The organism is Methylocella sp. CPCC 101449 (genome assembly GCF_031921685.1).
Taxonomy (GTDB): Bacteria; Pseudomonadota; Alphaproteobacteria; order Rhizobiales; family Beijerinckiaceae; genus Terripilifer.
On the sequence record NZ_JAPDHU010000001.1, the window covers coordinates 842238 to 868923 of the forward strand.

Annotated in this window: 20 protein-coding genes; 5 read left to right on the forward strand and 15 right to left on the reverse strand. The window is 63.6% G+C overall.

Annotated features, from left to right (window positions below; translation table 11 throughout):
- The first annotated feature begins 1 nt into the window (after position 1).
- Positions 2 to 508 (forward strand): 2-amino-4-hydroxy-6-hydroxymethyldihydropteridine diphosphokinase, encoded by a 507-nt coding sequence (folK, locus tag OIM99_RS03740; RefSeq protein ID WP_409371499.1) that lies wholly within the window; start codon positions 2 to 4, stop codon positions 506 to 508.
- Here folK and OIM99_RS03745 read toward each other — a convergent pair.
- Both OIM99_RS03745 and OIM99_RS03750 read right to left on the reverse strand, forming a co-directional pair.
- A complete protein-coding gene (locus OIM99_RS03745; protein ID WP_311848985.1) occupies positions 505 to 1260 on the reverse strand; it encodes a phosphodiester glycosidase family protein in 756 nt (251 codons plus the stop codon). The genes folK and OIM99_RS03745 overlap by 4 nt on opposite strands.
- Before the next feature lie 9 nt (positions 1261 to 1269).
- Entirely contained in the window at positions 1270 to 2202 is a 933-nt protein-coding gene (locus OIM99_RS03750) for a histone deacetylase family protein (RefSeq protein ID WP_311848986.1), read from the reverse strand.
- Between the two features lie 174 nt (positions 2203 to 2376).
- Between OIM99_RS03750 and OIM99_RS03755 the strand changes: the two genes are divergently transcribed.
- The gene (locus tag OIM99_RS03755; protein ID WP_311848987.1) at positions 2377 to 2982 is read left to right on the forward strand and encodes a L,D-transpeptidase; all 606 of its coding nucleotides are present in this window, start codon (positions 2377 to 2379) and stop codon (positions 2980 to 2982) included.
- A 59-nt stretch (positions 2983 to 3041) separates the two neighbouring features.
- Here the strand turns inward: OIM99_RS03755 and OIM99_RS03760 are convergent, their stop codons facing one another.
- The 10 genes from OIM99_RS03760 to OIM99_RS03805 form a co-directional block, all read right to left on the reverse strand.
- Positions 3042 to 3956, reverse strand: a complete 915-nt coding sequence (locus OIM99_RS03760) for a metallophosphoesterase (protein WP_311848988.1) — start codon at positions 3954 to 3956, stop codon at positions 3042 to 3044.
- A gap of 57 nt (positions 3957 to 4013) precedes the next feature.
- Positions 4014 to 4250, reverse strand: coding sequence for a hypothetical protein (locus OIM99_RS03765; RefSeq protein WP_311848989.1), 237 nt, complete (start codon positions 4248 to 4250; stop codon positions 4014 to 4016).
- A gap of 170 nt (positions 4251 to 4420) precedes the next feature.
- The gene (locus OIM99_RS03770; RefSeq protein WP_311848990.1) at positions 4421 to 5125 is read right to left on the reverse strand and encodes an extensin family protein; all 705 of its coding nucleotides are present in this window, start codon (positions 5123 to 5125) and stop codon (positions 4421 to 4423) included.
- Between the two features lie 192 nt (positions 5126 to 5317).
- Entirely contained in the window at positions 5318 to 6805 is a 1488-nt protein-coding gene (locus tag OIM99_RS03775; protein ID WP_311848991.1) for an aldehyde dehydrogenase family protein, read from the reverse strand.
- Between the two features lie 37 nt (positions 6806 to 6842).
- Positions 6843 to 8102: a DUF2325 domain-containing protein gene (locus OIM99_RS03780; protein ID WP_311848992.1), complete on the reverse strand. Its 1260-nt coding sequence runs from the start codon at positions 8100 to 8102 to the stop codon at positions 6843 to 6845.
- A gap of 99 nt (positions 8103 to 8201) precedes the next feature.
- Positions 8202 to 8669 carry a MarR family transcriptional regulator gene (locus OIM99_RS03785; protein WP_311848993.1) on the reverse strand — a complete coding sequence of 156 codons (468 nt, stop codon included), beginning with the start codon at positions 8667 to 8669 and terminating at the stop codon, positions 8202 to 8204.
- Between the two features lie 147 nt (positions 8670 to 8816).
- A complete protein-coding gene (locus OIM99_RS03790) occupies positions 8817 to 10034 on the reverse strand; it encodes an MFS transporter (RefSeq protein WP_311848994.1) in 1218 nt (405 codons plus the stop codon).
- A gap of 16 nt (positions 10035 to 10050) precedes the next feature.
- Complete coding sequence (locus OIM99_RS03795) at positions 10051 to 11076, reverse strand: tripartite tricarboxylate transporter substrate-binding protein (RefSeq protein ID WP_311848995.1); 1026 nt, start codon at positions 11074 to 11076, stop codon at positions 10051 to 10053.
- 19 nt (positions 11077 to 11095) lie between these two features.
- The gene (locus OIM99_RS03800; protein WP_311848996.1) at positions 11096 to 12082 is read right to left on the reverse strand and encodes an ABC transporter substrate-binding protein; all 987 of its coding nucleotides are present in this window, start codon (positions 12080 to 12082) and stop codon (positions 11096 to 11098) included.
- A gap of 172 nt (positions 12083 to 12254) precedes the next feature.
- Positions 12255 to 13685, reverse strand: coding sequence for a peptidoglycan-binding domain-containing protein (locus tag OIM99_RS03805; protein WP_311848997.1), 1431 nt, complete (start codon positions 13683 to 13685; stop codon positions 12255 to 12257).
- A 232-nt stretch (positions 13686 to 13917) separates the two neighbouring features.
- On the opposite strand from OIM99_RS03805, the gene OIM99_RS03810 reads away from it, so the two are divergent.
- Together OIM99_RS03810 and pbpC are read left to right on the forward strand one after the other, a co-directional pair.
- A complete protein-coding gene (locus OIM99_RS03810; protein WP_311848998.1) occupies positions 13918 to 19164 on the forward strand; it encodes an alpha-2-macroglobulin in 5247 nt (1748 codons plus the stop codon).
- A 41-nt stretch (positions 19165 to 19205) separates the two neighbouring features.
- Positions 19206 to 21257 carry a penicillin-binding protein 1C gene (gene pbpC, locus OIM99_RS03815; protein WP_311850343.1) on the forward strand — a complete coding sequence of 684 codons (2052 nt, stop codon included), beginning with the start codon at positions 19206 to 19208 and terminating at the stop codon, positions 21255 to 21257.
- 66 nt (positions 21258 to 21323) lie between these two features.
- Here pbpC and OIM99_RS03820 read toward each other — a convergent pair whose 3' ends face one another.
- The 3 genes from OIM99_RS03820 to OIM99_RS03830 form a co-directional block, all read right to left on the reverse strand.
- Positions 21324 to 23381, reverse strand: coding sequence for a tripartite tricarboxylate transporter permease (locus tag OIM99_RS03820; RefSeq protein ID WP_311848999.1), 2058 nt, complete (start codon positions 23379 to 23381; stop codon positions 21324 to 21326).
- Between the two features lie 107 nt (positions 23382 to 23488).
- Positions 23489 to 23854, reverse strand: coding sequence for a hypothetical protein (locus OIM99_RS03825; RefSeq protein WP_311849000.1), 366 nt, complete (start codon positions 23852 to 23854; stop codon positions 23489 to 23491).
- 206 nt (positions 23855 to 24060) lie between these two features.
- Positions 24061 to 25269, reverse strand: a complete 1209-nt coding sequence (locus OIM99_RS03830) for an MFS transporter (RefSeq protein ID WP_311849001.1) — start codon at positions 25267 to 25269, stop codon at positions 24061 to 24063.
- A gap of 249 nt (positions 25270 to 25518) precedes the next feature.
- Here OIM99_RS03830 and OIM99_RS03835 point away from each other — a divergent pair, with 249 nt between their 5' ends.
- Positions 25519 to 26559, forward strand: a complete 1041-nt coding sequence (locus tag OIM99_RS03835; RefSeq protein WP_311849002.1) for a zinc-binding dehydrogenase — start codon at positions 25519 to 25521, stop codon at positions 26557 to 26559.
- The last annotated feature ends 127 nt before the right edge of the window (positions 26560 to 26686 follow it).

Below are 26686 nucleotides of genomic sequence, written 5' to 3' on the forward strand. Positions count from 1 at the left end.
CGTGAGCGAACCGGCTCTCGCCGCGCTTTGCCTAGGCGGCAATACCGGCGATGTGGCGCATACTTTCGCCGATGCGCTACGCGCCCTGGAGGCAGGCGGCGCGCAAGTCGAGCAGCGCTCGTCGGTGTGGCGGACGCCGCCATGGGGCAAGACCGATCAGCCGGATTTTCGCAATATCGCGGTGATCGTGCGCACGCACCTGCCCCCGCGCGCTCTGCTCGATCTTTGCCTGGCGATCGAACGCCAAGCCGGCCGCGTGCGCCTGGAGCTTTGGGGACCGCGCACGCTCGACATCGACATTCTCACCTATGATGACGTGACGATGCACGAGCCAGGCCTGACCATTCCGCACCCGCGCATGCTGGAACGCGCCTTCGTTCTGGCGCCGCTCGCCGAGATCGCGCCGCAGATGGTGGTGGCCGGCGTTCAAGTGGCCGATGCGTTGCAAACGGTCGATACGACGGGGCTGACGATCGACGCGGAAGCCACCGCGATTGTCGGGAGCTAACCCTTCTTCTCGACCACGCCGACGATCGGACCCATCGGCCGCCAGCGGTCGTGGCGGCTGATCGATGGCGCGTACATCGACGAGATGGAACCGTCGAGGAACAGAGCGTCGCTGCAGCCGATCTTGTCGCGGAAGAAGGTGGCGAAGTCGTAGAAGGTCACCGGCTCGTTTGAAATGGCGAAGACGATGCGCCCGCCGGAACAGGCCCCGACCCCATTGCGGGTCTTCTTCGACGTGCCCTCTTCTTGGATGCGCGGATGCAGGCGTCCGTTGATCACCAGCATCGGGCCCGACTGGGTGGCGTAGCGCACGTCGGCGCGGCGCGAGGCAAAGCGATCGCTGTCGACCACGCCGGCACCAGTGCGCGTCACATAGAAGACGCCGTTCGGTTTGAGATGGAAATTGCCGGGACCGTTGCGTGTGTTGAGCCGCACCTTCTCGACGCCGCTTTCGATGAACAGGCCGACGGGGCGATAATCGGGATGATACATGCCGGCATTCATCCCGAAGACGAGCTTCTCGCCGTCACGCTCCAGCACATCCGACAGAGCGTTGAACGAGCCGTAGACCGTGCCGTCGGGGTCGTCGAGGAACAGGCGGATGTCAGATTTGCCGGAAATGAACGTGCAGACCGAATAGGAAGCATTTTCCCAGGCGGTCGATTCGCACTGCGCCATCGCCGACTGCGCGGCGAAGCCGAGCATAAACGCGGCGCCGATGGCGATCAGGCGAAGAGAGCGGATCAGCAGCATTGTTCCCCGTTAAACTCTTTCCATCAACGCGGACACATGCGCGGCCACCGACTTGCCGAGCGCGTCGAGATTATAGCCGCCTTCCAGCACGGAGACGAGGCGCCCCTTGCAGCGCCGCTCCGCGATGTCGAGCAATTGTCGGGTCGCCCAAGCAAAATCTTCCTCAATCAGACCGAGCTGCGCCAGCGGGTCCTTACGATGGGCATCAAAACCCGCCGAGATAATGACGAGATCGGGCGAAAAGGCGTCGATCCGCTTCAACACCACGTCGGTCATGGCTTCGCGAAAGCGCTCGCCGTCGTCGCCCGCCCGCAGCGGCGCGTTGACGATCGTGTCATGGGCGCCGGTCTCGCTCTTGGCGCCGGTGCCGGGATAGAGCGGCATCTGATGGGTGGAGGTGTAAAGCACGCTCGGGTCGTTCCAGAAAATCTCCTGGGTGCCGTTGCCGTGATGGACGTCGAAATCCATGATCGCCACACGTTCGGCGCCATGGACGGCACGGGAGCGGCGGGCGGCGATGGCGACATTGTTGAAGAAGCAGAAGCCCATCGGCGTCGCCGTCTCGGCATGATGGCCGGGCGGGCGCATGGCGACGAAGGCATTGGCGATCTTGCCGGCCATCACCTCGTCCACCGCCTGGCTGGCGGCACCCACCGCATGCATGCAGGCTTCCCAAGTGCCGGGGCTCATCGCCGTGTCGCCATCGAGCTGCACCAGACCGTCGGTCGGCGCCGCCTCTTCGATGGCGCGCAGATAGGCCTCGGGATGAACACGCAGAATGTCGGCACTCGTGCCGCGGGGCGCTGCCTCGCGGATCAGGCTTTGAAATTTCTCCGCCGATAGCGCTTCTTCGATCGCCACCAGCCGCTTGGGCTGTTCGGGGTGGCCATAGCCCATGTCATGGCCGATGCCCGAAGGATGCGTGAGATAAAGTGTGCTCAAGGTGAAGTACCGGATGCGGCTGGGGTGACAAGCTTAGCTTAAAAAGGCGCAGGACTGTGTCCTAGATGCAACACAATGTGGACATTTGCGTCCGTATCTCACCTTAAGACAATGATATGGTAAGAAAAGACCTAATAAATTCGGGCCTGGCGGTACCGAATCGGGGCTAATCTCATGAAACTGAAGGCTTTTGTGGTCGCATTGGTGGGCGCGACTTTGCTTGCGGGTTGCAATTACAAGTCGGTGCCGGATCCGGCGCTTACCGCCAAGGACGCCGAATGGATGGCCATGGTGCCGCCGTTCGAGCTCGACCCGGAACATCAACGTTACGAGATTCAGGATCCGACCGGCGAAGCGCCCGGCACGATCATCGTCGATACCAAGCAGAACTTTCTTTATTTCGTGCTGCCCGGCAAACGCGCCATCCGCTATGGCGTCGCCACGGGCGCGGAGGCCTATGGCTGGACCGGCACGGCGCAGGTGAAGCGCAAGGCCGAATGGCCGCGCTGGATGCCGCCGGCCGACATGGTCGAGCGCTGGCCGCATCTCAAGCCGACGGCGGCCGCCGGCGGCCTCAACGGCGGTCCGGACAATCCGCTCGGCGCCCGCGCCCTCTATCTTTACGAGGGCGGCCGCGACACGCTCTATCGCATCCACGGCACCAACGAGCCCGATAAGATCGGCCGCAGCGTGTCGTCGGGCTGCATCCGCATGCGCAACATCGACATCGTCGATCTCTACAATCGCACGCCGATGAACGCGAAGGTGATCGTGCGTTAAGCGCCCCTTACAGAGATGAATTTAAAAAGGCCGGGGTGACCCGGCCTTTTTCTTTGCGCTTACGAAATCCGCTGTGGCGACCCGAGCACGATGTCGACGATCTCAGGCGGGCGCATGAAGCGCACTGGCGCCAGCGACGTGCCCAATCCTGCCGAGACGATCATATGCTTGTTGTCGACGGCGATATGGCCATAGGTTTGCGACCAGCGCATGCGCGGGCTCATCAATGGCTGGGCGAACTCCGGCAGACGCACCTGACCGCCGTGGGTGTGGCCCGATAAAGTGAGCGCCACCCGCTGCGGCACCTGCGGAAAAATATAGGGCTCGTGCGCCAGCAGGATCACCGGCGCATCGTCGGTCACCCGCGCCAGCGAGCCGGGCAGATCGTCCATGCCGATGAACTCGCGATGGCTGCGCCGCAGGGCCAACTGATCGGCGAGGCCGACGATCCAGAAGGCCTGGCCATCCTTGACCACGCGCACCGCATCGTTCTCCATCACCGTGACGCCGGCATCGCGCAGGGCCTTGCGCACCGGATCACCGTTGAGCGCCGGCATGTTCGGCAGCGCGCCATGCCAGATGTCGTGATTGCCGAGCACGCCATAGACGCCATAGGGCGCCCGCAGCACGCTCATCGCTTCTCCCCAGGCTTCCGGCATCACCGGGCCGGTCACCATCATATGACCGCCGGTGTAATCGCCGAGCAGAACGATGATGTCGGGATGAAGCGCGTTCACCTTGTTGCAGATGGCGCGCACGCGGCTCGCCGGCATCCAAGGTTCGCAGGCGTGAACATCGGAAATGACGCCGATGCGCAGGTGCAGATCCGCCGGCCACGCCGGCGGCGTCATGTGATAGGTGGTGCGTGTGAGGATGAAACCGGGCTCGATGCCGAAGGCATAACCACCCACACTGAGAAGGCCCGCACCGCCCGCGGCGGCGCGGAGGAAACCGCGTCGTGTTACAAGTGCCATTTATAGTTCTTGTCCGTTCCCGCCCGCTCCCTCTTGCAGGCGCTAGACAAGAAGCTATCACGCCGCCATGTCGTCGCCACGCAAAAATGCGGGAATGTCCTTCACCTGCGGGCGCGGACCACCCGGGCGTAGAGCTTCCTGCTTGTCGGAGCGGATCTGCAGGGCGGCGGCCACCGCCGCGATGCCGATTTCACGGTAGAGATGGGTCAGAAGGTCGCGCGCGTCCTTAACTTTGCGCAGCGGGGCTTCGACGGGGGATTCTTGACGGCTGTCTTCGATCGATTGGGACGACATTGGGGCAACTCACTCTGGGGCACGGCCGGCCCGAACCACTGGCGCCGGCTCATTAAAAATGTGAGCCATCGGTTAAGACGGCTTTAATCTTGCTAACCGGAGATGTGGATAAAGGCTGTGCGCGGCGTCACGCACCGCAACTACTTCGACGAGGCTTGCTTCGAAGAGCCTTACTTCAAAGAGCCCTGCCAGCGGCAGTAGTGTGATCCCGGCCGACGCAACGCCAGGTCGATGTGCATATGGTCCTCGTGATAGCCGTCGGACCCCGGCCCCAGCACCGTCGCGAAATGCCGGCAGGCGGATTCAAAGAGCGCCATCGGGATCGGCTTGGCCTTATCGCCGACCTGGGCCGTGGCGCCGCCGGCGAAGCGGACACCGCGAATGTCGAGCGCATTACCCTTGCCGTGCTCGCTCAGTTTGGCGCCCTTCACCCGGTTGCGGCCGCGGCAGTCATAGGAGGCCCCGGAGACGATGGTCTCGAGCCGGCGGCCATCCTGCTCCAGCAGGCTTGCGAATTCGCCTTTGACCCAGGATGAAAACGCCCGCGCCATATCGCAACGCATAGTACCCGCATCGGTCACGGCGACGCGCCGGCCATCGGCCAGCCTGATCGCCGTCAGCGCCACCGGCTCGTCGATCCCGCATCCCGGCCCGGCGCGCGGCGCGCTGACCCGTTTGGCCTCGACCTGACCGCTGTTGAGAAAATCACGACAGGTGGTGGAGACCGTCGGCAACACAGGTTCGACGGGCTCGGGCTTCGCCTCCGGCTTGGTTGTTTCAGGCTTGGTTGTTTCAGGCTTGGCTATTTCAGGTTGAGCGGTCTCAGGCTTGGGCAGTGCCGCTTGCTTGGGATCAGCTTGTTTGGGGCCAGCCATATCGGGCTCAACGACCCGCGACTGATCCTCCATGAGGGATTGCGGCCGCGGCCATGGCAAAGGCGGATCGCGCGGCAAAGCTGCGACCTCAGCGCCGATCACTCCGAAAAAACATAAAGAAAGCCAAAAACCAAAGGGACGACGGTTCATCAAAAGATGAACCCGCCGCCCCTATTCTCGGTTCCCGTTTGTTTAGAGACCGATGATCACCGACTTCACCTCGGTGAAGGTCTCGACGCCTTCCTTGGCATTCTCGCGACCCCAGCCGGACTGCTTGTAGCCGCCGAACGGCAGCGCATTGTCGAGGCCGCCACCGTTGATGCGGATGAAGCCGGACTTCAGCCGCTTCGCCATCTTATGGGCGACGCTCAGATTTTGCGTCCACACATAGGCCGACAGGCCGTAAGTCGTGTTGTTGGCCTCGGCAGCGATGGCATCGAGACTGTCGTCATCGAAGGTCGCGGCACAGAGAACCGGCCCGAAGATTTCCTCGCGCCGCACCGCCATGTCGGCGGTGGTGTCGGCGAGGATCGTCGGTTCGACGAAATAGCCGGATTGGCCGAAACGCTTGCCGCCGGTGACGACCGACGCGCCGGCTTCACGGCCCGATTGCAGAAAGCCGGTGACGCGATCGAGCTGTTCCTGCGAGACCAGCGGACCCATTTCGGTTGCCGCATCGACACCAGGACCGACCTTCAGCTTCTGCGCCCGTTCGGCGACACCTTCGAGAATGCGGTCGAACACTTTTTTATGCGCATAGAGCCGCGAGCCCGCCGCGCAGACCTGACCGGCATTGGTGAAGATGAAACGCGACACGCCCTCGATCGTCTGATCGATGTTGGCATCGGGGAAGACGATGACCGGCGACTTGCCGCCGAGTTCCAACGTCACGCGCTTCAGATTGCCGGTGGCGGCCTTGAGGATCAGCTTGCCGACTTCGGTCGAGCCGGTGAAGGAGACCTTGTCGACGCCGGGATGATCGACCAGCGCCGCGCCGGCCTCGCCAAAACCGGTGACGATGTTGATGACGCCAGGCGGGAAGCCCACCTCCTGCACCAGTTCACCAAGACGCAGCGCCGTCAGCGGCGTCTGTTCCGCCGGCTTGAGAATGACGGTGCAGCCAGCGGCGAGCGCCGGTGCGATCTTCGAGACCGCCATCATCAGCGGGAAGTTCCACGGCACGATCAAGGCGGCGACGCCGACCGGCTCGCGCAAGGTATAGGCATGCCAGTCGCCCGGCAGCGAGACATCGGCGGTGGTGCCGTAGAGTTTGGTGGCCCAGCCGGCGTAGTAGCGCAGCTTCTCGGCCGAGCTTGGAATGTCGATGGTGCGCGACGCCTTCAGCGGCTTGCCGTTGTCCAAGGTTTCGATCAGCGCCAGTTCATCGGCGTGACGCTCGATCGCTTCGCCAAGTTTGTAGATGAGCTTGGCGCGTTCGGCCGGCGCCATGCGCACCCACGGGCCACCGTCGAAAGCCTTGCGTGCGGCCGCGACCGCCAGATCGACATCGGCTTCTTCGCCGTGAGCGACGCGCGCGATCACCTGTTCGGTGGCCGGGTTGACCACCTCAAACGTTTTGCCCGACACGGCGGGCACTTCCTTGCCGTCGATCAGCAATTTGCCGCAGCGCGCCAGAAAGGCCGACGCCAATTGATCGCCCGAAAACGCGATATCATCCATGGGTTTCTCCTCAGACAGACGTGGAAGATCGACGCGCTCAGGCGTCGATCGCAACCGTGTTTGGCCGCATAGCGGGCCAAGCCTTGAGCAGGCGCAAAACGCCCGCCAGGCCGCTGCTCGGTAGCGGCACGAACGGTTTCTGCGCCTGTTTGCACAGGCGCTTCACCGTGAACATCGCATTGTGACTGATGCAGTCGACGGGAAAGGCGACGACATCGGCGCGGCCGATCAAGGACGGCAGCAGGCTCGTGGCCTCGTCCAATCCGCCATCGTGATGCAGGAAGAGCGCGCCGGTGGCGCTGACTGCTTCCTTGATGGCAGCGAGCGTGCGCGCCCGGCCACCGACGTAAAGAAAAGTCTGGCCTGACAGCGCGGGTTGCGCGGCAGGCGCTGTCGTGTCGGCCTGCATGTAATCTTCCAGCGCCACCAGCTCTTCGGCCAGGCGATCTTTGGCGTTGATGGCCGTGTCGCGCTCATCACGCGCCGTTTGCGTTTCCTCGCGTAGATTGGCCTGCTGCGCTTCGAGCTTGGCCCGCCGGGCGCTTTCACGGTCCAGTTTCGAACTGAGGCTCGCCACCAAAGCGCGCAGCTCTTCCATTTCACCATCGTGATCTGTCGGCGCCGGCGCGGCGGAGGTCGTTTCCGCAAGCATCGCTTGCAGCCGCGCGATCCGCGCGTCGCGCTCCGTCACCATGCTGCGCAGCCGGCTCTCCTGCCGCTCGACCTTCTCGCTGAGGCGGACGTTCTCCTGTTCGAGATCGGCGAGGCGACGAATGTCGGCGCGATTGGCGGCGCCGACCAGATGCGACAGCATATGGATCTCGCCGAAGATCTGTTTCAGCAGCGTCGTGTCGGTAGCCGGATGGGTCAGCGCTGCCCAATAGCCGCCCGCGACGTCGCCCATGGCACGCGACTCGCGCCAGAGTGTGAGAATGTCCGCCGGCGTCGCGGCACTTTCGAAGCGCCGGATGGCCGCCGCGTGTTCGGTTTCGAGCGCCTTCTGCAGCAGTTTGCCAGCTCCGCCCGCTGTCGATGCGAGCCGCACGCCTTCCTTATGGATTTCATGGTCGGACTGATTGGCGATCGCCGCCGGACCGATGGATTTGCCGACGACCTTGCGCAGCGCCGGCAGGGTCAGACAGGTGCCGACGATCGAGCAATGCAGCGACGTGCTGAAGTCCCACAGCTTGCGACGGCACGGTTCGGCGACATTGACCAATGGCCCCCTGGCCGGAAAGGCGAAGGCGGCCGATGCGTCGAGGCGCAGGACAGTCTTGGGCTGGGCGTGCGGGAACATAGCGTCACTCCATACGCTATATTCACACATATATATCGTTAGAAATCAAGCATAGAAATCGCCCCATATGGAACGATAATAATCCGAAAATGAGGGGTTTTAGCTACCTACTGACCGAATACGGGCGCGAGGCGGCGAGGTGGTGCGGACCTTGTTCTGCATCGCCGTGCCGATCGCCGGCTCCTGCACATTGGCGGCGGCGCGCACCAGATCGCGCACCTCGATCACCAGTTTCTCGAAATCGGCCAGCCGATCGGCCGGCATTTTCGCGAAGGTCTCCTCGACGAAGCGCTTCTGGACGGCGATCGCCTCCATGGCCATGCGGCGGCCGTCCTCGGTGAGGAAGATGGCGTGCGAGCGACGATCGCCCGGAATCGTCCGCCGTTCGACCAGTGCCGCCGCCACCAGGCGGTCAACCAGGCCGGAAATATTGCCCTTGGTGACATAGAGCCTGCGGGCGAGATCCTGCTGGCTCATGCCCTCCTGTTCGGTCAGGGTGGTGAGAATATCGCACTGGGGAACGGATAAACCGATCTCGCGCAAACGGTCGGCAATCACGCTGTTCATGCGTGTATTCACACGCAAAAGCCGAAACCACACCCGTTCTGCGTCAAGAAGTTCGTTCATCATTCGTCCTAAGCTGAGCCGTTTCCCGACTCCTTCCCGCAGTCTAAACAATTTTGCGCCCGCAGGCTGCCCGGTGCAAATATTTGCTCAGACCAGCTTGTCCCGCTCCTTCAACCCTGGAAACAGGCGCATCCAGGCCAGGGTGACGGCGACCGCCCCACCCCCGCCGATGACCACGGCCAGCACCGGGCCAGTCAAACTGGCAACGATGCCGGAATAAAACTGGCCAAGCTCGTTGGACGCGCCGATGAACAGGCTGTTCACGGCCGAGACGCGGCCGCGCATCTCATCGGGCGTTTCCAACTGCACCAGGGTACTGCGGACATAGACGCTCACCATGTCGGCGGCGCCCAAGATGACCAAGCACACCAACGCCACGCCGATATGCGACGACAAGCCAAAGCCGATGGTGGCGAGGCCGAACAGACCAACCGCCTGGAACATGCGCAGCCCCACCCGACTGTTGAGCGGGAAGCGCGCCAGCACCACCGCCGTGCCGATGGCGCCGACCGAGGGCGCGCTGCGCAACAGGCCGAGGCCAACCGGGCCGGCATCGAAAATATCCTTGGCGAACATCGGCAGCAGCGCCGTGGCGCCACCCAACAGAACGGCAAAGAGATCGAGCGAGATCAAGCCGAGCAAGGTCGAGTTCGACCAGATCGATTTGAGCCCCGCCGTCATATATTCCCACGACAATTGCGACGTGTTGTCGGCCGGCGGGCGACGCTTGAGCATGTAGAGCAGTGCGACGCAGGTCGCCGACAGAAACGTCGTGCAGAGGAACACGAAGGGCGCGCCGAACAGATAAGCGAAACCGCCCACCGCCGGGCCGATGATCGAAGCGGTCTTAGTGGCGGTGGAACCAAGCGCCACCGCATTGGCCAATTGTTCCTTGCTCACCAGGTTCGGCAGAAGCGCCGAAGACGCCGGACTGAAAAAGGCGCGTGCGGCACCGGCCAGAAACACCAGGGCATAGATGAGAGGCAATCTCTCGATCTGCAGTACGGCACTCAAATAGAGGCCAAAGGAAGCCACCGCCGAGATGCTGTAGCACACCATCAACACCTGCCGGCGATCGTAACGATCGGCGACATGACCGGCGATCAACAGAAACAAAATGCTGGGCGCGAAGGCCGCCAGACCGATCAGGCCCAGCGCCACCGCGCTGCCTGTCATCTCATAAACCATCCAGCCGACAGCGACATCGACCATGCTGATCGCCAGCCCGGCGAAGAAACGCGAGAAGAAGAAACAGGAATATTCGCGCGACTGGAACGGCTCCAGGCCCTTGACCGAAAATGCCATTGAGCGCGCCAAAGTCCTATTTGATCAGCTCACCGACGCGTTCGACGATGGGCTTGGGGGTCGCATAGATCTTGCGGATCAATGCTTCGAGCTGTTCGCCCGTATGCGGTTCGAGATCAAGCCGCTGCTTCTTCACCTCGGCGATGAATTCTTCGTCCTTCATCGTCGCGTTGAATGCATCACGCAACATCTTGACCCGCTCCGGCGGCATGTTGGGGGGCGCGACGAACGGCCGGCCAATACCCTGTCCCGCATAGAGGAACTCGATCGCCTGTTTCTGCTCGGCAGTCTTGGCCATATCGAGAATGAACGGTGTGTCCTTTATCTCGGGGCTGGGCTCGGTGCCACCCTGAAAGATCAAGTTCACTTTCTTTTGAGAGATCCAATCCGGCCGCTTGCCATCGACACTGTCGAGACTTTCGCAAATGCCGTCGACCTCGCCGCGCTCCATGGCGAGGAACACATCGGAGGAAGCAGGGAAACCGGCCACCAGTTTGAACTTGGTGCCCAGGATGGCATTCAACGCCCGCGGATAGGCACGCGTGCCAGTGCCCGGCCCCGTATCGCCGACGATCAGCTCGGTCTTCAGGAGATCGTCGAAGGTCTTCACCTTGGCGTTCTGATTGGCGATGCAAACATTGGTCTCGGTGGTCGGCGTGCCGATCCAGGTGATCTGCAACGGATCGAAGCGGGCACCGACCTGGCCGGTGAGCGGCCCCAATGCGGCGTCGCGCGCGATGATGCCCATGGTGGAACCATCTTTGGGCGCGATCGCATAGATATTGCTGGCTGCGGTGAAGCTGCCGGCGCCGGGCATGTTCTGCGGGATGGCATTGGGTTTGCCGGGCAGATGTTTGGTGATGTGGCGGGCGACCACGCGGCCCCACAGGTCATAACCGCCGCCGGGGCCGAATCCGATGATCATCGTCAGCGGCTTGCCGCCAGCGAACGGGCCTGCGTCTTGAGCCAGGCTTTGGGTCAGACTTGCCGCAGGCGCCTGCAGGGCCAAAACCCCTGCGACAATGGCGAAACTCCTCCTCATCCATCCCTCCCGTTTTTGATCAGATGCGATTGGTGCCGCGCTTGCGTCCTTGGTTCACATCGAGAAACAACTCCTCGAGCCCCATCTTCCGCTTGATCAATCCTTGCTCGAAAGAATAGCCGATCAAGGTCTCCAGCGTATGCCGATTGCTGTCGGTCATGCCATACTGCCAGGGGTCGCGGCCGAGCACTTCCTCCTGCTCCTCCCAGGCCTCACGATACCAGGCGAGCGGCACGATGCGTGGATTTTCCATGCGCTTCATGGCGACAGCCTTGGCCGCCTCGAAAGCCTTCATCAGTTCGACCGGAACCCAGGGGTATTTATCGACGATCTCCTGCTTGATGCCCGTCACATGCATGATCGGGAAAATGCCGGTCTTGCGGAAGTAAGCCAGTTCTTCGTTCTTGTAATCCGGCCACAGGCGCTTCACCGCCGGATGACGTTCCACCATCGGCCAGATCAGATCGGCGTGCAGCACCGCATCGAGTTCGCCCGCCACAAGCAGCTCTTCGCACGTCTGATCGTGGCGCATGCGCGACAGACGCAATCCTTCCGGCGGCGTGAATTCCACATCCTCATCGATCTCTGTCACCCATTCGATCGATTTGTGCGGCACGCCATATTCATGTTCGAGAATACCGCGCAGCCACAGGATCGCCGACACCTGAAAGGATTTCACACCGATCCTGCGACCGATCAGATCCTTCGGCTCATTGATGCCTTTCGACGTGTTGACGAAAGCGAAGCCGTGGCGAAAGCGGCGATGCAGGAAGACAGGGATCCCCGCGAAAGGCAGGCCTTGGTCGCGTGCCAGCAGATAGGAGGAACTCGAGACTTCAGCGACATCGAATTCGCGATTGCGCAGGAAGCGCCAATGCCGGGTGCTCGAATCCATCGTCGTGATGATCGTCAACTCGATGCCGTCAGGCTGAACCGTGCCCTCTTTCAAGGCTCGAACGATTTCATAGTCACCGCAAGCCAGAGTCAGCGCCAGCTTCTTGGACATCGCGTCATAACCTCCCGACCAAGATCGTTGCCGGAACGGAATGTCCGGGATCAAGGCTTTATCTTGATGGGGTGGTAGCAGCCTTCATCCAAGCTGCCAAGCGCGTGGCGTTCACGGACGATCAAAGATTGGCCTGGGAATAGGCCACAACATGCACTTTAGCGCATGTTACCTAGCGCGTGCACATCAACGGCTGAATAGAGCGCCCACGCTGAGCCGCGATATCGCCGGTGGTGCGATCAGGACGCGGCGCGGGCACGCCAGTCGGCGGCACGACAGGCTTCGCGCCGACGTCGTTCATCAATTTCAGCGCGACGGAAGCGGGAATGATTTTCCAGGCGGCTTGCGGCACGATACCGGCATAACGCGCGGGCTCGGTAGCAGGCGCGGCGGCGATCGCCACCAATGCGCCCGAGCGATCGAAAATCGCGGTACCGGCAATGCGGCCTTGCAACGGTGCGACGAGGCGCGCCGCGCCCGTTCCGACAGGCGCAACATATTCGCCCGTCGCAACGCTGATCTCGGCATCGCGACCGCCGAGCTGCGCGGCGAACAAAGCCACGAGGCTGTCGCCCGCATTGGGCGTGGATGACGTTGGCGCAACGGCGGCGATCTCCGCGCCGCGCGCTTCGATCAAGGCAAGGCCGGATTCTGCATCGCGCCGCGTGATCGCTGCTGCGCGCCCGGCCACTTTCGGATCGACGCAATCGCCGCTCAGGGCCGTGAGGAAAAGGCCGGGACCAATGGCAATGGCGCTTGCCGCAAGCTGCACACCCGATGCGGACGGCGCCGGCCCCGCGGCCGGAGCCGTCGCAGTGGAGGGCGTGGAGGCGGCCGAAGGGAAAGGTTCGAAGGCATTGGCAATGGCGATCGACAAGACATCATAGGTCGGCCGCAGGCGCCGTGCGTAAGACAAAGTATAGCCGCGCACCGTCGCCACGCCATTGGCCATTCCGCGCGCCGCGCGCGTATAGAAAACCCGATCGCCTTCCTCGCCGGTGACGACCAGGAAGTCCGGCCGCAACACGCGATAGGTCACCTTCCGTCCTGGCGCATCGCCACGCAGAATTTCGAACAGTCGCGGCAGGTCGCTGTCGGCCTCGGCATTCTGGAACGTGTCGACGGCGGCGACACCATCGGTGGTGCTCCAGGTCGTGCCCGTCTTGGTATCGGTTTTCCTGCTCATCGCCTTGGTCGGCAAACCGATGGCGATGCCGGAACGGGTGTCGACGATCTTGCGAAAGGCCTGGGCATTGCGCGCCTTGTCGGCCGCGGAAACCAGAGCGGCCTTCGCTTTCTGATCGAGCGTGCCATCGGTCGGCAGTTTGCTGCGCCGCGCATAAGCGACGATGGCATCCCTCGTACCGCGACCAAAGCTGCCGTCGACGTTACCCTTATAATCGCCGGTCCAGACCAACGCGTCTTGAATGGCGCGGCGATCGGCTTCCGGCAGCGCTTCGAACGCGCTCTTGGCGGCGTCAAAGGCTGGATCGGGCGCAGCGGCGGCGGGGGCGGGCTGTTGCGCCCAGACGGGATGGGACAGCACGGTGCTGGCGAGCAACAGCGAAAGGACGCGCAGCGCGCTTGCCGTTGTGAATGCCATCCTTCGCCCCCGTGCAGAGTTGCAACCGATCGGTCACAAATTGGAAAAAATTGAATAATCGCGATCCGCGCGCGTGATCATGGTCAAAAAACCGCCGCAACGGAAGTGCGGCATCGCACAGATGTTGCACTTATCTGATGGTTCTTGCCATAGGTCCTGCGCCTGAAATGTGACATGCTGGCGGCGTCACGGCGCTCGGTGACTTTGGGCGAGCAAGAATATGGAGGTTCTCATGCGCAAACTGCTCCGCGGTCTGGCGACGGCTTTAACCCTTCTCATCGCCACATCCGCTTTTGCGCAGCAAAAAGCCTATGTCCGCGACGATCTTGCCTCCAACGTCATTCGTCTCGAAGAACAGATCCGGAAAGACAGCGCGACACTTGCCGGTCGACCCACGACTGATCTGCGTCGTGACGGCATCGCAATGATCTCGCGCAATCCGCGCGCCGCCCTCCTGCCGCTTGGCGCCGTCATCACCGCGACGCCGCGCGACAGCCAGGCGTGGCTCGATTATGCGCGCGCCGCGCGCGCCACGGCCACCGCCAATCCCAACGACGGCTGGCGCTTGAACCAGACCGCGATCTCCGCCGCCTACGCTGCGTATCAGCGCGCCAATGACAAAGACCAGGAAGCCACCTCCCTCGCCTTCCTCGGCTCGATCTATGATGCACAGACACTGTACCGACTGTCGCTCAACGCCTATCGCGCCAGTCTCGACGCATCCGACAACCGCTCGGTGCGCGGCATCTATGAAAACCTGCGCGCCAAATACGGCTTTCGCATTCTCGACTACAAAGTCGACAACGATGCCGCCTCACCGCGCATCTGCTTCCAGTTCTCCGAGCCTTTGCAGCGCGGCAAGGTCGACTTCTCGCCCTACATCGCCATTTCCGGTGCCGCCGCCAGCGCCGTTTCCGCCGAAGACCAGCAGCTTTGCGCCGAAGGCCTGAAGCATGGCGAGAAATATTCCATCGTCGTGCGCCAGGGCCTGCCCTCTTCGGTCGGCGAAAACCTTCTGAAATCCGCCGACTATGAAATCTATGTGCGTGATCGCTCGGCCCAGGTGCGCTTCACCGGCAAGAATTATGTGCTGCCGCGTGTCGGCCAGGAAGGCATTCCGGTCGTCTCCGTCAATACGCCGAAGATCGCCGTCGACATTCTGCGCATCGGCGATCGCAACCTCGTACCGACGGTGCGTTCCGATGATTTCCTCTCGCAGCTCGGCAGCTATCGCGCCCGCCAGATCATCGACGACAAGGGCGTCAAGGTGTGGACCGGCACGCTCGATGCGCGCACCGACCTCAACAAGGATGTCGTCACCGCCTTTCCGGTGGTCGAAGCCGTTGGCAAGCTTGAACCCGGCGTCTATGTAATGCTGGCGCGCGCCGGCGAGAAGCCGATCTCGCAGTCGATCGGGTCGGACGACGATGATGACTACTCCTCCGAGAACGCGGCGACGCAATGGTTCGTCGTCTCCGATCTCGGCCTGACCAGTTTTTCCGGCGACGATGGCGTGCATGTCTTCGTGCGCTCGCTGGCCAGCGCTACGCCGCTGAACTCCGTCGAAGTGCGCCTGGTGGCGCGCAACAACGAAGTGCTGGCGACGCAGACCACCGGCGCCGACGGGCACATCCGTTTCGATCCCGGTCTGGCGCGCGGCAATGGCGGCATGGCGCCCGGCTTGCTGATCGCCAGCGACCGCAACGGCGACTACGGTTTCCTCGATCTGGTGCAGGCGCCGTTCGATCTCACCGATCGCGGCGTCAAGGGCCGCACCGCCGTCAAGGCGCTCGATGCCTATGTCTATCCGGAACGCGGCGTCTATCGCTCGGGCGAGACGGTGAATGTCACCACGTTGCTGCGCGATGGGCGCGGCGGCGCCAGCACCTTGCCGCTGACCCTCGTCGTCAAACGGCCCGATGGCGTCGAATATAAGCGCGCCTTAGTCAACGATCAGGGACTAGGCGGACGGGCCTGGTCGGTCGCGCTACTGTCAGGGGTCGCCACCGGCACCTGGCGCGTGCAGGCATTCGCCGATCCGAAACTGCCGGCGATCGGCGAAGCCACCTTCCTCGTCGAAGACTATGTGCCGGAGCGGCTCGATCTGACCTTGACGCCGAAGGATCAGGTCCTGGTGCAGGGCGAGGAAGCCAGCATCAATGCGGCGGCGCGCTACCTCTATGGCGCGCCAGGCTCCAACCTCGACATCAGCGGCGAGATTTCGATCTCCAAGGCGAGTTCGCTCAACATCCCCGGCCTCAACGGCTATCAAGCCGGCTTGCAGGACGAAGAGTTCGAAACCGTCCGTAACGACATCGACACCGACACCCAGACCGACGCCAAGGGCCAGGCGACGGTGACGTTCACGGTGCCGGAGGTGGAAGCCTCGCAGCCGGTCGAAGCGCGCATCATCCTGCGCGCCGGCGAACCGGGCGGGCGCGCCGTCGAGCGCGTCGTCACTTTGCCGGTGCGCGCCAAGAACGGCATGATCGCGGTGAAGAAGAATTTCGACGATCTGTCGGAAGGTTCCACCGCGACCTTCGATGTGGTCGCCATTACGGCCGATGGGCAACGTGTGCCCGTGAAGGGTCTGCAATGGTCGCTTTACCGCGTCACCAACGACTACCAATGGTACAACAACGACGGTCGCTGGGGCTTTGAGCGGGTGAAGTCGTCGCGGCGCATCGCCGACGGCAAGGTGGATGTCGCCGGCAATGACCCGGCGCGCATCGCGGCTGGCGTAAGTTGGGGCGCGCATCGCCTGGATATCGCCTCCGACGACGGCACGTTCACGCCGACCAGCATCACCTTCAACGTCGGCTGGTCCGGCGATGCCACGGCGGAAACGCCCGATCTGCTCGACCTCACCCTCGACAAGACCGACTACAAGCCCGGCGAGCAGATGCGCGTGAAGATCGCCTCGCGCTTCGCCGGCAAGGCGACGCTCGCCATCGTCGGCGACAAGGTGCAGGACATTACCGTCCGCGATCTCGTGGTCGGCGACAATCAGATCACTTTGCCGGTGAAGGCCGAATGGGGCGCCGGTGCTTATGCGGTGGCGATGGCGCATCGCCCGCTCGACCAGGCTGCCAAGCGCATGCCGGGCCGCGCGCTCGGCCTCTCCTGGTTCCAGGTCGATCCGGGTGCCCGCAAGCTCGATGTCGCCATCGAGGCGCCCGAGAAGATCGAACCGCGCCGCTCGCTCACTATGCCGATCAAGCTGGCAGGATTGAGCGCCGGCGAAGAAGCCTATGTGACGGTTGCCGCCGTCGACATCGGCATTCTCAACCTCACCCGTTATGAATCGCCCAATCCAACCGGCTACTTCTTTGGCCAGCGCCAGCTCTCCAATGAAGTGCGCGATCTCTACGGCCTGCTGATCGACGGCATGCAGGGTTCGCGCGGCGCCATCCGCTCCGGCGGCGACGCCGGCGGCCCGGGCCTGGAAGGCAATCGTCCGACGCAAGAACCGCTGGCGCGCTATTCCGGCGTGGTGAAGGTCGATCAGGACGGCGTGGCGCGCGTCACCTTCGAGATTCCGCCGTTCAACGGCTCCATCCGCGTGATGGCCGTCGGCTGGAGCCGCGACAAGGTCGGCTCCGCCGCGAAGGACGTGATCATCCGCGATCCGGTCGTCGTGCAGGCGACGCTGCCGCGCTTCCTGGCGCTGGGCGACCGCTCGCAGTTCCACATCCAGGTCGACAATGTTGAAGGCGCGGCCGGCGACTATGCTGTTGATCTCGACGTGCGCGGCCCGATCGCGCTTGCCGCCAATGCGGCGCGCCGGGCCTTCCGCCTGACGCAAAACGGCAAGACGCAGTTCACCATTCCGGTGACAGGCGCCGGCATGGGCCGGGCGGAGATCGACGTGAAACTGACGGGGCCGAATATCGCGGCCTCGCAGACCCTGGCGATCAACGTGCAGCCGGGTTCGACCGAACTCTATCAGCGCACGGTGCGGCCGCTGCCGGCTGGCAGCAGCGTCACCTTGTCGAACGACCTCCTGGCCAGTTTCCTGCCCGGAACCGGCGCGGTGTCGGTGGCGGTGACGCCTTATGGCGGCATCGACGTCGGCGCGCTGTTGCAAGCGCTCGACCGCTACCCTTATGGCTGTTCGGAACAGATCGTCAGCCGCGCCCTGCCGCTGCTCTATGTCAATCGCCTCGCCTCGTCGCAGATGCTGGCGCTCGACACGGATGCGGAAAAGCGCGTGCGCGACGCCATCGAGCGCGTGCTGTCGCGGCAGGCCTCGTCCGGCGCCTTCGGTCTGTGGTCGGCCAACAATGCCGGCGACGACCTCTGGCTCGACGCTTTCATCACCGACTTCCTGACGCGGGCGCGCGAGGCCAAATATGACGTGCCGCAACGCTCCTTCGATCAGGCGCTCGACCGGCTGCGCAATCAGGTGGCCAATGCGGGCGACATCAAGACCAGCGAAGCGGCGGGCATCGCCTATGCGGTCTATGTGCTGGCGCGCAACGGGCGCCCGGTGATGGGCGACCTGCGCTATTTCGCCGACACCAAGCTGTCGTCCTTCGACACCGCCCTGTCGCGGGCGCAGATCGCCGCCGCACTCGCCATGCTGGGCGATCGCGGCCGGGCGCAGCAGGCCTTCGCCTCGGCGGCGCAGCGTCTGCGCGAACAGCAGCGCACCCGTTACTCGCGCTCCGACTATGGTTCGCGCCTGCGCGACAGCGCCGGCCTCTTGACCTTGGCGGCGGAAACCGACGACAGCGATCGCAACCTGCTCGCTCTGGCCGGCGCCGCCGTGCAGGAGGAACGCGCCGCCACGAGCTACACCAGCACCCAGGAGAACACCTGGATGGTGCTGGCGGCGCAGGCGCTGTTCAAGGAAGCGCAGACGATGCAGCTCTCCGTCGCCGGCGTGCCGCAAACAGGCGCGCTCTATCGCACCTGGCGCGGCACGGCGCTGGAGCGCGGCGACATCGTCATCGGCAATGCGGGCCAAGGCGCGACGCAGATGGTGATCACCACGTCGGGCCATCCGGTGACGCCGGAACCGGCGGCCTCGCGCGGCTATCAGGTCGAGCGCCAATACTACAAACTCGACGGCAAGCCGGCCGATCTGGCGCAGGTGAAGCAGAACGACCGCCTCGTCGTCGTCCTTAAAGTCACCGAGCTGGAAGCGGCCTATGCGCGGCTGATGCTGGTCGACAAACTGCCGGCGGGCTTGGAGATCGACAATCCAAAACTGTTCGACGGCGGTTCGGTGTCGGACCTCGCCTTCGCCAAGGCGACGGTGGAGCCGACCCACCAGGAATTCCGCGACGACCGTTTCGTCGCGGCCTTCGACCGCAGCGGCAGCGATCGGGCGACGTTCAACATCGCCTATATCGTACGGGCGGTGACGCCGGGACGTTATGTGCTGCCGCCGGCGACGGTGGAAGACATGTATCGTCCCGAACGGTTCGGCCGCACCGGCACAGGCACGTTCGAGATCGGTGAGGTTCAACGTTGACAGAACTGAAGCCCAGGCGCGGACGTGGCTATCTCATCGCCATGGCGGTGGTGGCTACGCTCGGCCTCGGCGTGCCGGCGGTCTGGAAGAACTACGAAGCGTCCCTGCCGCCGCTCGATCTGAAAGCCGCGTTAAGAGGATCGACGGTCGCCGTCGATCGTCACGGCAAGCTGTTGCGCGCCTTCACCACCGAGGACGGGCGCTGGCGCCTGCCGGTCACGGTCGACGATGTCGATCCGCGTTTCATCGACATGCTGCTCGCCTATGAAGATCGCCGTTTCTACAACCACCATGGTGTCGACTGGCAAGCGCTGGCGCGCGCCGCCGGCCAGATGCTGCGCCATGGGCGCATCGTCTCGGGCGGATCGACCATCACCATGCAGGTGGCCCGTCTGATCGACCCGCCGCAGGACCAGCGCAGCCTCGCCGCCAAACTGCGACAGGTGGTGCGCGCGCTCGAACTGGAGCGCACGCTCAAGAAGCGCGAAATTCTCGATCTCTATCTGGCGCTGGCGCCCTACGGCGGCAATCTGGAAGGCCTGCGCGCGGCCTCGCTCTCCTGGTTCGGTAAGGAGCCGCGCCGCCTGTCCTTCGCCGAACAGGCGCTGCTCGTCGGCCTGCCGCAAGCCCCCGAAGCCCGGCGGCCGGACCGCGATCTGAACGCCGCGCTGCGCGCCCGCGACCGTATTCTCGACCGCTCGCAACAAGCTGGCCTGTTGAGCGCCGAGGAACGAGCCGGTGCTCTCCGCGAAGCCTTCAAGGGCGAACGCAAAGCCTTCCCCGCTTACGCGAGCCATGCGGCCGCCGCCGCGCATGCGGCCGAGCCGCAACGGCGCGTGCTGCAATTCACCATCGATCAGCGGCTGCAAGCCTCGCTCGAACAGCTCGTGCGCGAGAATGTCGATCGCCTGGGGCCGAAGGTCACCGGCGCGCTGCTCGCCATCGACAATGCCACCGGCGAAATCCTCGCCCATGTCGGTTCGGCCGATCACCTGTCGCAGGACCGCGCCGGCGCCATCGACATGACGCAAGCACTGCGCTCGCCAGGCTCGACGCTTAAACCCTTCATCTATGCCCTGGCCTTCGAGGATGGCCTCGCCCATCCCGAAACGCTGATGGAAGACCGCCGCGCCCGCTACGGCATCTATGCGCCGGAAAATTTCGACATGACCTTCCAGGGCCAGATCACGGCCCGCAAGGCGCTGCAGAATTCGCTCAACGTGCCGGCAGTGGCGCTGCTGAACGATCTCGGCCCGGCCCGCCTGCTGGCGCGGCTGCGCAATGCCGGCGCGACCGTCGTCCTGCCGCCGGAATCGCCGCCGGGCCTCGCCATCGCGCTCGGCGGCCTTGGCATCACCTTGCGCGATCTCGCCCGTCTCTATGCGGGCCTGGCGCGGCGCGGCGACGTGCCCGATCTGATCGACAGGCGCGACCGGCCACCGCCCGCACCGGCGCAGCAGCATATCGCCGAGCCCGTCGCCGCCTGGTATGTCGCCGACATTCTGCGCGGCGCACCGCCGCCGACCAATGCGCTGTCCGGCGGCATCGCATTCAAGACCGGCACGTCCTACGGCTATCGCGATGCCTTCGCTGTCGGCTTCGACCGCAGGCTGACGATCGCGGTGTGGTTCGGCCGCGCCGACAATGGCGCGGTGCCTGGCCTGGTGGCCCGCCAGGTGGCAGCGCCCGTGCTGTTCGATGCTTTCTCGCGGGCCGGCGCGACCTATGAGCCGGTCCCGCAGCCGCCGGGCGCCATCATTTCGACGACGAGCAATCTGCCGCCGCCGCTGCGCCATCTGCGCAAGGATGCGCCCAAGACGGTCGCGGCCGCGGCCGGCGCACCGCTGAAGATCGCCTATCCGCCCGATGGCGCGCGGGTCGATCTCGGCCTGACGGGCGGGGGCACCAGCGCTTTGGCGTTGAAAGCGCAAGGCGGCGTCGCGCCCTTTACCTGGATGGTCAACGGCGCGCCGGTCGGCGCCGCCGACATTCGCCGACAAACCCAGTGGCGGCCCGACGGCTCAGGCTTCGCGCGCGTCTCGATCATCGATGCGAAAGGCGCCAGCGACAGCGTGCTGGTGCGGCTGGAATAGGTTTTCGCATCCTCGCAAACAAAACGGCCGGGCAAATGCCCGGCCGTTTCTTTTCATAACGTTGGATCAGACCGAGGGGATGAGCCCCTTCAGCGCCGGGAACCAGGCGCCGAGATAAGTCGGCGGCCAGGGGATCGTCAGCAATTGATCGAACAGGAAGTAGACGAAGATCGTCAGGCCGATCGCCTGCGGAATGACAAGCTTCCACGGCTCCGGCCCTTCCAGCCGCATATAGAGGATGACGAACAGCGGCACGGTGGGGATCAGACCGATCACCGCCATCGAGCCCATGAACGCCAACAGCCAGCCGAAGAAGATCAAACCACGTATGGCCAACGTGCGGGTCGGCACGTGATCGGTATCGGACTCCAGATCCATATGGATCTTTTGCTGCACATCGCTCTGCACGGCGGAGGCCAATCCGGTCGAGACCGCCTCGCCCGGCTGTCGGAACACCTCGTTCAAGAGGCTGAACAGACAGAAGGCGAAGGCCAGACCGCCGACGATCAACGGCACGATCTTGGCGCTGAAGTTCCAAGAGGACGCTTCCAGCAGAGCCCAGCCGATGACGCACAGCAAGAAGACATGGAAGAGCTGCTTGGGGTTGAGCTGCGGCGTGATGCCAAAGCCCGACAGCATGCCCTTGATGCCACCATGTCCCTTGATGTCCTGACGCAGCGGCCGCAGCAGTCCATACAACGCCATCGCGAACAGAACGATCACGATCGGACGCGAGAACCATTGCACACCGTAGCGCTGGATGGAGATGAACAGATAACGTTCCACGACCTCGCCGAGCACGATACCGAGCACGAGCGGCGGACGCGGGAACTTCATCTGCTTCATCGTCCAGCCCAGGAGACCGAAGATCAGCAGGGTCCAGAGGTCGCCCCAGTTGCGAGCGCCCTGGAACGCACCGATGTAGATGATGCCAAGCACTGTCGGCATGATCAGCGTGTAACGCAGGGTCGCGAGCCGCGCGAACTGTTCGGAGAACAGATAGCAGAGGCCGGCGCCGAGGATGTTGGCCAAAGCCACCGACCAGACCATGGCGTAGGTGACGTTGAGATGTTTGGACAGCATGTCCGGTCCCGGCACGAGGCCGTGGATCATGAAAGCGCCCATCAGGATCGCCATGCCGGCCGAGCCCGGCACGCCGAAAGCGACGGTCGGCACAAGCGCGCCACCTTCGCGCGAATTGTTCGCGCTTTCGGAGGCGATGACGCCGCGCACGTCGCCCTTGCCGAACGATTGGCTCGCGCCCTTTTCGGTGCGCAACGCATGACCGTAGGCGAGCCAGTCAATCACGGCACCACCGATACCCGGCACCGCGCCGAGGGCCGCGCCCAGCCATGAACAACGCAACACCAGCCACCAATGGGTGAAGCAATCCTTGGCGCCCTGGAACATGCCCCGCGCATCGGTCTTGGCCATATTGCCGGCGATCGCGGTGCGGCCGATGGCGAGGTCGGCGAGTTCGGGCAGAGCGAACAGGCCGAGTATGATCGGCACCAGCGGCGGACCTTCCCACAGATAGAGTGTGTCGAGTGTCCAGCGCAGGGTGCCGGTCTGCGGATCGGAACCGATCATCGAGATCAGAAGGCCGATGCCCGCCACGGTCAGACCGCGCAATGGCGTATTGCCCGACAGCACCGCGACCATGGAGATGCCGAGCACCGCGAAGGCTAAGAGTTCTGGTGATCCTATATAAAGCATGATCGGCCGCAGGATCGGCAGCGAAATGCCCATCAGGATGGCACCGAAAATACCGCCGAGCATGGACGACATGTATGCCGCCGACAAAGCGCGGCTGGCTTCGCCGCGCTTGGCCATCGGCAGACCGTCGAGCACTGTCGCGGCTGAGCCGGCACCTCCTGGCACACCAAAGAGAATGGCCGGTATGGGATCGCCTGTCGCTGTTGTCGAGGCGAGGCCCAAGAGCAGCGCCATGGCCGCGTAAGGATCCATATTGAAGGTGAAGGGCAAGAGCAGCGCGGTGCCGGCGAGACCGCCGATGCCAGGCAGAATGCCCAGAACAAGACCCATGATGACGCCTGCCGAGAGCAGGAACAGACGCCAAGGGTCGAGGAGCGTGATGAGCGCAGTGCTCGCCGCATCCAACATATTTGCTTCCATAATCGTTCGCCTTTCGGAACGCTGGATATGTTCAGTTGCCGCCAGCGGCTTCTCGGCGCGTTGACGGTTCAGTCGAAGATCCGGGCGCGCCGTCTTTAAACGGCGCGGCTCGCCTTCGCAGGCGGACCGCGCGCGTCGAAATGACGAATGGTTTTGGAGATGGAATAGGTTTCGACGGTCGCGCGCACGGAACCGGTGCGATCGAGACCGACGGTGAGGATAAGATCGTTCTTCAAGCCGAAGACGATCTGCTCCGTATCGTGATGCGTGCGGCCAACGGTGATGACGGTCTTTTGCGTCTGTTCGCCGTGGTCGGCGTTTTCAAGCACCACATAGCCGCGCTGCGGCACTACCGTCTCGGCGTTATAGGCAAGCGCCGCCAACAGCACGAGCAGATAGGAGCCGTGCCGTGCCGCAGAATAAACAAATCTGTCGAGAAGACTGAGTAGGCGCTCGGTCATTCGATCTGTCGCCGCCGGCGCTCTGATCCCGTCAACGATCCTTTATCGGATCGGTCACGCGAAACAGTTCCCTTGCGCCGGTTGGCTCTTCCCCCCTGTTGGATTTCCTGCCCAGCCAGCGTCGATGCGCCAGTCATTATTGAATGCGCTCACCATGCGCAGAAGCGGAGGGAAGAATCAACCGCTGCGAATAGGAACAATAATGCCTATCGCCTGATATAAGCGGTGCGCACGGCAAGTCCGGAAGCGGCCACACTCAGTCCGATGATGAACAAGATTCCACCGGCGCCCGTGGAGGAAGCGACGACGCCGGCACCAAATGGCACGATGAATTGGCCGATCCGATTGCCTGTCAGACGCAAGGTCATCGCCATGCCGCGCGCATGAACAGGAGCAACATCAACGACATTGGACAGACAGAGCGTGACGGCCAGGCCCATGCCCATGCCAAGCATGACCATGCCGGCATACATCAGCTCGACCGGCACGGGCGCCGCCAGAATCCAAAAGCCCACGGCACCAGCAAGCATGCTGACCAGCGTTGCGGAGGCGCGCCCGAGCAGGCGCAAGGCCCGTGAATGAAAAATACGCGCGGCGATCGTCGCCATGGCGCGAATCGTTAAGAGGATACCCACCTGGCCGGCGGTGATGTTGCGCTCGACGGCCAGCAGCGGCAGATAGGCGATCAGAAGATCGATGGCCGAGACGGTGACCACGCTGGCCAGAAGCACGACGGCCAAGCCCGGCACACGCAGGATTTCCGCCACGCCGGAGACCGGCGGCGGTGCGAAATCGGTGAGCGAAATGACTTCCGGGCGAATGGCGAAGGACAGCGCAAAAGCTGCGGCGGCGATGAGGAAGGCCAAAACGAATAGCATGGAAGTTGGCGGCACGACCTGGCCCTGCGCCATCCAACTGATCGTCAGCGAACCGCACATCTGCCCCATGGCGAGCGCCACCATGTAATTGCCGAACACGGCTTCGCGGCCTATCGGCCCGGCGCAGCGCACCGAATAGATCTGATGTCCCGCCATGAGGAACAGATGGCCGATACCGCTCAACACCGTCAGCAACAGGATCGGCACGGCTGAAGTGGCGACGAAACAGAAGCCGAGCCCGGCCGCGACCAACAGGCCGGAGCCGATCCAGATGGCGCGGGCATCATTACCCCGATCGATATAGCGGCCGAGCGGAACCGCCAGAAAAATAGGCAGCAGCGCATAGCCGGACGAAATCAAGCCGTACCAGACCAGGGGCAAATCGAGTTCGATGACGCGATAGGACGTGGTGACGCGCGTCAGCGACAGGATGAATTGGATCAGCATCGCATGGAGGAGGAAAGGCGACAGCGACAGCCAGTCGACACGCTCTTCTGGCTCGCGTCCTTGTCGTGCGGACGCTGGATCGCTTGGCATTTCCCCCACCGAATGTCAGTCCCGTTCATCCGCAGTTTTAGCGACGGCCGTGCGCGGCGCAATCCGCCACGGTGCATTGCAGCCATGAAGACCGGCGCACGACAGGCCTCCCTGCCTCTCCCTTGCCTCTTGCCTGCCGCTCGGCAATCGCTCTAGTAGAGCAAATGGCCTGACGCACCTTCCAAGCGTTCGACGTTTCCGTCCAACGACAAAACGCTAGGGAAGCCAGACAAAAAGACAGGGGGAAACATGAAAGCCGCGATCATCCGAGAGTTCGGGCCGCCCGACGTGCTGAAATATGAAGAGGTGGCGGACCCGCAGCCGCGCGCCGGTGAAATCCGCATTCGCGTCGGCGGCGCCACGGTCAACCGCGTGCTCGACGTCTCGCTTCGCCGCGGCGAGGAAATGCAGCGCACGCCCGAGCTGCCGCTGATCCCCGGTGTCGATTGCGCCGGCACCGTCGATGCGGTCGGCCCCGGCGTGACGCGCTGGAAGGTCGGCGACCGCGTCGCCGCCGCTGGCGGCATGCCGCTCGACATCGTCGACGAGGACGGCAGCAGCTATAGCGGGCCGCGCGGCATGATGGGCATCAAGCGCCAGGGCGGCTTTGCCGATCTCGTCTGCGTGCCCGCCATGGCGGCGCATCGCCTGCCCGACGGCTTGGGCTTTCACGAAGCCGCCGTCGTCATGCGCCATTGCCCGACAGCCTGGAACCTGCTCGTCAACGTCGCCAAATTGCAGAAGGACGAGTGGGTGCTCATCCTCGGCGCCAGCGGCAATCTCGGCACCGTCGGCATTCAGATCGCCAAGAACGTCGTCGGCGCCAAGGTGATCTGCGCCGCCGGCCGTCCATCGGGCGTCGAGGTCGGTCTGGCGCTCGGCGCCGATCACGGCGTCGATACATCGAAACAAGACCTCACCGCCGAGGTGATGAAGATCACCGGCGGCAAGGGCGTCAACGTGCTCTACGACAATATCGCCAATCCCGACGTTCTGCCGAAGGCCTTCATGGCGCTGGGCATGGAAGGCCGCATGGTGACGGCCGGCGCCCATGGCGGCCCCAATGCGACGATCAATTTCCACCATCTTTACGACAAGCGCATCATGATCAAAGGCACGCCCGGCTCCCGCGAAGGTGATCTCGCGAAATGTTTTCAGGCGGCCGCCGAGGGCAAGATCAAGGTGCGTATCGCCCATGTGCTGCCGCTGTCGCAGGCAGCGAAGGCGCATGCGATGATCGAGGCCGATCCCGGCATGGGCAAGATCGTGCTCGATCCGACGATGAGATAAGCTCGGGATGTGAGAAACGACCCTTGCATGGGGTTGTTCCTCAGAATCTCGCGATACCCCCTCCCCGAACCGTTCTCGCCGCGCGGCGGAATTTTGTTCTGCAACGCTTAGCAACGGCAAGCGCTTC

Excerpts from the sequence above, each read along its gene's own strand:
- OIM99_RS03780 (WP_311848992.1), bottom strand. The coding sequence starts at position 8,102 with ATGTTCCCGCACGCCCAGCCCAAGACTGTCCTGCGCCTCGACGCATCG.
- OIM99_RS03770 (WP_311848990.1), bottom strand. The coding sequence starts at position 5,125 with ATGGCTGGCCCCAAACAAGCTGATCCCAAGCAAGCGGCACTGCCCAAG.
- OIM99_RS03795 (WP_311848995.1), bottom strand. The coding sequence starts at position 11,076 with ATGAGGAGGAGTTTCGCCATTGTCGCAGGGGTTTTGGCCCTGCAGGCG.
- OIM99_RS03820 (WP_311848999.1), bottom strand. The coding sequence starts at position 23,381 with ATGTTGGATGCGGCGAGCACTGCGCTCATCACGCTCCTCGACCCTTGG.
- OIM99_RS03800 (WP_311848996.1), bottom strand. The coding sequence starts at position 12,082 with ATGTCCAAGAAGCTGGCGCTGACTCTGGCTTGCGGTGACTATGAAATC.
- OIM99_RS03830 (WP_311849001.1), bottom strand. The coding sequence starts at position 25,269 with ATGCCAAGCGATCCAGCGTCCGCACGACAAGGACGCGAGCCAGAAGAG.
- OIM99_RS03810 (WP_311848998.1), top strand. The coding sequence starts at position 13,918 with ATGCGCAAACTGCTCCGCGGTCTGGCGACGGCTTTAACCCTTCTCATC.
- OIM99_RS03755 (WP_311848987.1), top strand. The coding sequence starts at position 2,377 with ATGAAACTGAAGGCTTTTGTGGTCGCATTGGTGGGCGCGACTTTGCTT.
- OIM99_RS03790 (WP_311848994.1), bottom strand. The coding sequence starts at position 10,034 with ATGGCATTTTCGGTCAAGGGCCTGGAGCCGTTCCAGTCGCGCGAATAT.
- pbpC (WP_311850343.1), top strand. The coding sequence starts at position 19,206 with ATGGCGGTGGTGGCTACGCTCGGCCTCGGCGTGCCGGCGGTCTGGAAG.
- OIM99_RS03835 (WP_311849002.1), top strand. The coding sequence starts at position 25,519 with ATGAAAGCCGCGATCATCCGAGAGTTCGGGCCGCCCGACGTGCTGAAA.
- OIM99_RS03785 (WP_311848993.1), bottom strand. The coding sequence starts at position 8,669 with ATGAACAGCGTGATTGCCGACCGTTTGCGCGAGATCGGTTTATCCGTT.
- OIM99_RS03825 (WP_311849000.1), bottom strand. The coding sequence starts at position 23,854 with ATGACCGAGCGCCTACTCAGTCTTCTCGACAGATTTGTTTATTCTGCG.
- OIM99_RS03745 (WP_311848985.1), bottom strand. The coding sequence starts at position 1,260 with ATGCTGCTGATCCGCTCTCTTCGCCTGATCGCCATCGGCGCCGCGTTT.
- OIM99_RS03760 (WP_311848988.1), bottom strand. The coding sequence starts at position 3,956 with ATGGCACTTGTAACACGACGCGGTTTCCTCCGCGCCGCCGCGGGCGGT.
- OIM99_RS03805 (WP_311848997.1), bottom strand. The coding sequence starts at position 13,685 with ATGGCATTCACAACGGCAAGCGCGCTGCGCGTCCTTTCGCTGTTGCTC.
- OIM99_RS03775 (WP_311848991.1), bottom strand. The coding sequence starts at position 6,805 with ATGGATGATATCGCGTTTTCGGGCGATCAATTGGCGTCGGCCTTTCTG.
- OIM99_RS03765 (WP_311848989.1), bottom strand. The coding sequence starts at position 4,250 with ATGTCGTCCCAATCGATCGAAGACAGCCGTCAAGAATCCCCCGTCGAA.